This window comes from Pseudomonas sp. NFACC24-1 (assembly GCF_900115235.1).
Taxonomy (GTDB): domain Bacteria; phylum Pseudomonadota; class Gammaproteobacteria; order Pseudomonadales; family Pseudomonadaceae; genus Aquipseudomonas; species Aquipseudomonas fluorescens_AA.
On sequence record NZ_FOVS01000031.1, the window covers coordinates 66,615 to 72,742 of the forward strand.

Genomic DNA, 6,128 nt, shown 5'->3' on the forward strand with positions numbered 1-6,128 from the left:
ACAGTGGGTTTTGGGGTGGTCGAAAGTTACTCGGCGATCTGCAACTTGCGCGACTCGGTGTACACGTACCGCACCTTTTCATACTCGAACGGCGTGTTCAGTTGGCCATAGCGGAAGCTGGTCTGGTAGCGCCTGTCCACGCCGCGCAGGAGCAGCAACTCCGGGTGGTTGGAGCTGACTTCGGCGACGTTGAGGAAGTTGATCGCCGATTCGGCCGTGTAGTCCACCAGCAGGCCCGAGGTGTCGCGCAGGTTCGACGGGCCGAAGATCGGCAGTACGAAATACGCGCCGCCTGGCACGCCATAGAAGCCGAGGGTCTGGCCGAAGTCTTCGCTCTGGCGTGGCAGGCCCATGGCGGTGGCCGGGTCCCACAGGCCGGCGATGCCCACAGTGGTGTTGAGCAGCAGCCGCGCCGTGGTTTCCATTGAACGCTTGCCCTTGAATTGCAGCAGGCTGTTCATCAGGTTCGGCACGTCCCCCAGGTTGTTGAAGAAATTGCTGACCCCGGTGCGCACGAAGCCGGGAGTAATGTAGCGATAGCCATCGACGACGGGCAGGAAGACCCATTGGTCGAAGCGGTAGTTGAAGTGATAGACCCGGCGGTTCCAGGATTCCAGCGGGTCATAGACGTTCAATGCGTTGAGGGTCGAGCGCTCGAACTCGCGCTGGTCCAGCCCCGGGTTGAACTTGAGTTTGGTCAGCGGTTCCTTGAAGCCGTCCGAATCCACCACCACAGGCGCATTGGCTTTGCTGTTGTCGGCGTGGACTATGCCCGCACTCATTAACGCAGCGATAAGCAGCAGATATTTAGCCACGGAAAAACTCCAGCATGGCGTCGCTGTTGACGCGGTAGTTAAGGTTGCCGCAGTGGCCGCCCAGTGGATAAACCGTCAGGCGATCGCCAAAGGTCTTGCGCAGGAAGCCCAGGTCGCCCGGGCCGAGAATGACGTCGTCGGCATTGTGCATGACGGCAATCTTCGGGCTGTCGTGCAGGTAATCCTTCAGCGCGTACAGGCTGACCTGGTCGACCAGTTGCAGCAGGCTGCCGCCGTCGGTGCGCGCGCGCCACATCGGGATCACCTGCTCGGTGAGGTAACAGTCGAAATCGCATTGCAGCGCACGCTTGAGGAACGGCGTCAGGCTGGTGCTTTCGGTGATCGGGAACTTGGGTGGGATGATCAGGCCGCGACGGTTGATCAGGTCCGAGGTGAACGCGATGTCCGCCGCCGAAAAACGGAACGAGGTGCCGATCAACATCGCCATCTGTTCATTGCTCAAGTGCTGCTTGGACTGTTGGAAGTCGTAGAGCAGGGCGTCGTTGAGGTCGATGTAGCCTTTTTGCTGGAAGTAACGGGTCAGCTTGTTCAGTACCAGTTCATAGAAGGTCGTGGTGCTGTTGATGCCCTTGACCTCGGTCTGGACCAGTTTGTCCAGGTTGGTGATCGAGGTATAGAGGTTCACCGGCGGGTTCAGCAGCAGCACTTTCTTGAAATTGAAGCTGCGCCGGGTTTCGTCCAGGTGGGCGACAAAGGCCGCATCCAGGGCGCCGAGGCTGTAGCCGGTCAGGTAGTACTCGGTCACCGGCAGCTTGGGGTTCTGCGCGCGTACGGCCTGCATCACGCGGTACATGTCCTCGGCGTCTTCCTTGGAAATGCCCGGCGTGGCAAAGCGCGAAGCGGCACTCATGAAGTCGAAACTGGTGGGCGAGGACAGCTGCACCACGTGGTAGCCGGCCTTGTAGTAGAGGCGCTTGAGGTATTCGTTGAGGGTGCTGTCGTAGCGCGCACCAGTGCCGGCGATCAGGAAGATCAGTGGCGCGGGCTTGTCCTGGGTGGCCATGCGGTAGGTGAGGCTTTTAACCGGCCAGAAGTTGTCCGGCAGGATGAACTCGCGTTCCGGGCGCAGGGTCAGGCTGTGGTCCGCCTGATTGATGTCTTCGATCAGTGGCAGCTCCGGACGCAGGTCCGGCGGCGTGGTGGCAATGGTCGCCTCGAACGGGTTGGTCAAGGGGTAGCCATAGCTGGCGGCGTCAATATCTGCCGCCAGCGCGGACGCACTCAGGATAAGGCCGCCGAGGAGGGCAGCGAAGCGCAAGGAACGGAGCATGACTGGATCCCTTAGAGGAAGGTGCCGAATGAAGTTCGCAGCCTATGACCACCGAAGCGGAGCCAAGTGCCATGATGGGCACAAAACAGGCACGGACGGGGCGCGATAGTAGCGGGACGATACACGGTCATGCGCAGTGGCGGCTAGTTATCTGGCATTTACCGGATTTGGCCTGCAAATCTCACGTGTGAGGAAGCGCAAATTGCCCGGAAACAGTAGCTGGCGTTCTGATGTCGTTTCTCGTTGCTTCGACGTCGCAGACAGAGCAGGTTCAGGAGCGGCACAGGTTGATGATCGATCCTGTCAGTACTCCACTGGCGTTCAGACCGGTTTGAGGGCGAGCGTGATGGGGGCGCTGAGCATCATAACTATACGTTGACGCCGTCCGGCATCCGTCGGGCGCAGCACTTTCGGGGAAGTAACGATGAAGATGCGACGACTCTTGGGCGCAGGTGCCGCACTGGTACTGGCCATCAGTTCCACCTTGGCCAGCGCCGAAACCAAAACCCTGAGCATCGGTTACGTTGACGGCTGGTCCGACAGCGTCGCGACCACCCACGTGGCCGCCGAAGTGATCAAGCAAAAACTCGGTTATGACGTGAAGCTGCAAGCGGTCGCGACCGGGATCATGTGGCAAGGCGTGGCCACCGGCAAACTCGATGCGATGCTGTCGGCCTGGCTGCCGGTGACCCACGGCGACTACTGGACCAAGAACAAGGATCAAGTGGTCGATTACGGCCCCAACTTCAAGGACGCAAAAATCGGCCTGATCGTGCCGGAGTACGTCAAGGCCAAGTCGCTCGAGGATCTCAAGACCGACGACTCCTTCAAGAAGCGCATCGTCGGCATCGACGCCGGTTCAGGCGTGATGCTCAAGACCGAACAGGCGATCAAGGATTACGACCTGACCGGTTATCAACTCAAGGCCAGTTCCGGCGCCGGCATGATCGCCGAGCTGACCCGTGCCGAGAAGAAAAACGAATCCATCGCGGTCACCGGTTGGGTGCCGCACTGGATGTTCGCCAAGTGGAAACTGCGCTTCCTGGAAGACCCGAAAGGCGTCTACGGCGCGGCTGAGACTGTAAACAGCATCGGCAGCAAGGAACTGGGCACCAAGGCCCCGGAAGTGGCCGAGTTCCTGAAGAAATTCCAGTGGGCGTCGAAAGACGAGATCGGCGAAGTCATGCTGGCGATCCAGGAAGGCGCCAAGCCGGACGCCGCTGCCAAGGACTGGGTCGCCAAGCACCCGGACCGCGTGAAGGAGTGGACCGGCAAGTAATTAGCCTGGTTTGACTGTTCCGAAACCGCATGACGTTGTGTCATGCGGTTTTTTTGTGCCTGCAAGCTTCCAATGTTGCACATCCCCCTGTGGGAGCGGGCTTGCTCGCGAATGCGATCTGTCTATTGGCTATGTGTTGACTGACTCACCGCATTCGCGAGCAAGCCCGCTCCCACAAGGCAATTGCGAAAATTGGCGGAAAACTGGCAAAACCGTCATGTCGTTCTAATACTAAGGTCGTCTGGAACCTGGCCTTGAGCCGCATAGAGTAGAGTCGTTCCAATTAAATCTGTGCTGCGAGGATAAAAACAATGAACGACAGCATTTACCTCTCGATTCAAAACAGCCCGCGCTTCAAGGAGCTGGTGAGAAAAAGGGAAAAGTTCGCCTGGATTCTCTCGGCGATCATGCTTGGTCTGTATTCCGGCTTCATTCTTCTGATCGCCTACGGGCCACACATTCTCGGGGCCAAGATCACGCCTGAGTCCACCATCACCTGGGGTATTCCCATCGGTGTCGGCCTGATTCTCTCGGCCTTCGTCCTGACCGGTATCTACGTGCGACGCGCCAACGGCGAGTTCGACGACCTGAACAATGCGATTCTCAAGGAGGCTCAGCAATGATCCGGCGTCTACTGGCTCTATTGAGCATCGCGGCGTTCGCACCGGGCGCCTGGGCGGCTGACGCCCTGACCGGTGCCGTGCAGAAGCAACCCCTCAACGTCGCGGCTATCCTGATGTTCGTGGCCTTCGTCGGCGCGACTTTGTATATCACCTACTGGGCGTCCAAGAAAAACAACTCGGCGGCCGACTACTATGCGGCCGGCGGCAAGATCACCGGCTTCCAGAACGGCCTGGCAATCGCGGGCGACTACATGTCGGCGGCGTCCTTCCTGGGTATTTCCGCGTTGGTGTTCACGTCCGGTTATGACGGCCTGATCTACTCCATCGGCTTCCTGGTGGGCTGGCCGATCATCCTGTTCCTGATCGCCGAACGTCTGCGTAACCTGGGTAAATACACCTTTGCCGACGTGGCGTCCTATCGCCTCGGGCAAACCCAGATTCGCAGTCTGTCCGCCTGCGGCTCGCTGGTGGTGGTGGCGTTCTACCTGATCGCGCAGATGGTCGGTGCCGGCAAGCTGATCCAGCTGCTGTTCGGCCTGGACTACCACGTTGCGGTGATCCTGGTGGGTATCCTGATGTGCCTCTACGTGCTGTTCGGCGGCATGCTGGCCACTACTTGGGTGCAGATCATCAAGGCGGTCTTGCTGCTGTCGGGTGCTTCGTTCATGGCGTTGATGGTCATGAAGCACGTCAACTTCGACTTCAACATGTTGTTTGCCGAAGCGGTGAAGGTTCACCCTAAAGGCGAGGCGATCATGAGCCCCGGCGGCTTGGTGAAGGATCCGATCTCGGCCTTCTCCCTGGGCCTGGCGCTGATGTTCGGTACCGCTGGCCTGCCACACATCCTGATGCGCTTCTTCACCGTGAGCGACGCCAAGGAAGCGCGCAAGAGCGTGCTGTATGCCACCGGCTTCATCGGTTACTTCTACATCCTGACCTTTATCATCGGCTTCGGCGCGATCCTGCTGGTCAGCACCAATCCGGCCTTCAAGGACGCGGCAGGTGCCTTGCTGGGCGGTAACAACATGGCGGCGGTGCACCTGGCCAACGCCGTGGGCGGCAGCATCTTCCTGGGCTTCATCTCGGCGGTAGCCTTTGCCACCATCCTGGCGGTAGTGGCGGGCCTGACCCTGGCCGGTGCCTCGGCGGTGTCCCATGATCTGTATGCCAGCGTGATCAAGAAAGGCAAGGCCAACGAGAAGGACGAGATTCGCGTCTCGAAAATCACCACCATCGCCCTGGCGGTGCTGGCGATCGGCCTGGGCATCCTGTTCGAGAAGCAGAACATCGCGTTCATGGTGGGCCTGGCGTTCTCCATCGCGGCGAGCTGCAACTTCCCGGTACTGCTGCTTTCGATGTACTGGAAGAAGCTGACCACTCGTGGCGCCATGATTGGCGGCTGGCTGGGCCTGGTCAGTGCCGTGGGCCTGATGATCCTCGGCCCGACCATCTGGGTACAGATCATGGGTCACGAGAAGGCGATCTTCCCGTACGAGTACCCGGCGCTGTTCTCGATGATCATTGCGTTTGTCGGCATCTGGTTCTTCTCCATCACCGACAAGTCGGCTGAAGGCGCAAACGAACGAGCGCTGTTCTTCCCGCAGTTCGTGCGTTCGCAGACTGGCCTGGGGGCGAGCGGGGCGGTTAACCATTGATGTAGCGATAAGTGCATGAAGAGATACCCCGGTCGAGACTGGGGTATTTTTTTTGTGCCGGGTTTAAGGGGGGGCAGGGCTGCCGTCATCGCGAGCAAGCTCGCTCCCACAGGGGATCTCCAGTGAGCGCGGGGTCTGTGTTCACAACAGGTCAATTGTGGGAGATTCTATGGTGCAGGGCTACCCCCTAAATGCCTTTCGGTAAGTATTCGCTCTGGTTCTTCAGCAGGGCGAATACCACTCGGGCAAGCTTGCGGGCCAGTGCCACTAATGCTTCGGTTGTGCTGAGTCCCCGGGCCCTTAGTGCCTCATAAAAACCCTTCCATGCCGCTGTGCGCCTCGCCGACATCGCGGCGTTATGCATCAATCGACGGGCCTCTGGGTCACCTCGCTTAGACAGGCAGCGGCGTCCCTTCTTTTTCCCTGAGTCCGATATACGCAGGTCTAGGCCCAGAAAAGCGATGA

Annotated in this window: 6 protein-coding genes; 3 read left to right on the forward strand and 3 right to left on the reverse strand. The window is 59.4% G+C overall.

Annotated elements, in window-relative coordinates:
- Positions 1-26 precede the first annotated feature (26 nt).
- On the reverse strand, positions 27-815 hold the full coding sequence (locus tag BM317_RS23830) for an MlaA family lipoprotein (protein ID WP_092476502.1): 789 nt from the start codon (positions 813-815) through the stop codon (positions 27-29).
- Positions 808-2,106 carry an alpha/beta fold hydrolase gene (locus BM317_RS23835; RefSeq protein WP_060741153.1) on the reverse strand — a complete coding sequence of 433 codons (1,299 nt, stop codon included), beginning with the start codon at positions 2,104-2,106 and terminating at the stop codon, positions 808-810. Before BM317_RS23835 ends, BM317_RS23830 begins: the two co-directional genes overlap by 8 nt.
- A 424-nt stretch (positions 2,107-2,530) precedes the next feature.
- Here BM317_RS23835 and BM317_RS23840 point away from each other — a divergent pair, with 424 nt between their 5' ends.
- The 3 genes from BM317_RS23840 (at position 2,531) to BM317_RS23850 (ending at position 5,663) form a co-directional block, all read left to right on the forward strand.
- Complete coding sequence (locus BM317_RS23840) at positions 2,531-3,385, forward strand: glycine betaine ABC transporter substrate-binding protein (protein WP_072406463.1); 855 nt, start codon at positions 2,531-2,533, stop codon at positions 3,383-3,385.
- Between the two features lie 311 nt (positions 3,386-3,696).
- Positions 3,697-4,008: a DUF485 domain-containing protein gene (locus tag BM317_RS23845; RefSeq protein WP_072406462.1), complete on the forward strand. Its 312-nt coding sequence runs from the start codon at positions 3,697-3,699 to the stop codon at positions 4,006-4,008.
- Positions 4,005-5,663 carry a cation acetate symporter gene (locus BM317_RS23850; protein ID WP_092476504.1) on the forward strand — a complete coding sequence of 553 codons (1,659 nt, stop codon included), beginning with the start codon at positions 4,005-4,007 and terminating at the stop codon, positions 5,661-5,663. The genes BM317_RS23845 and BM317_RS23850 overlap by 4 nt, the downstream gene beginning before the upstream one ends.
- A gap of 187 nt (positions 5,664-5,850) precedes the next feature.
- On the opposite strand, the gene BM317_RS23855 is transcribed toward BM317_RS23850, so the two are convergent.
- On the reverse strand, positions 5,851-6,128 hold a 278-nt coding region (locus BM317_RS23855), incomplete at its 5' end, for a transposase (protein WP_139197984.1).

Coding starts and splice junctions, on each gene's coding strand:
- BM317_RS23835 (WP_060741153.1), bottom strand. CDS start 2,106: ATGCTCCGTTCCTTGCGCTTCGCTGCCCTCCTCGGCGGCCTTATCCTG.
- BM317_RS23840 (WP_072406463.1), top strand. CDS start 2,531: ATGAAGATGCGACGACTCTTGGGCGCAGGTGCCGCACTGGTACTGGCC.
- BM317_RS23845 (WP_072406462.1), top strand. CDS start 3,697: ATGAACGACAGCATTTACCTCTCGATTCAAAACAGCCCGCGCTTCAAG.
- BM317_RS23850 (WP_092476504.1), top strand. CDS start 4,005: ATGATCCGGCGTCTACTGGCTCTATTGAGCATCGCGGCGTTCGCACCG.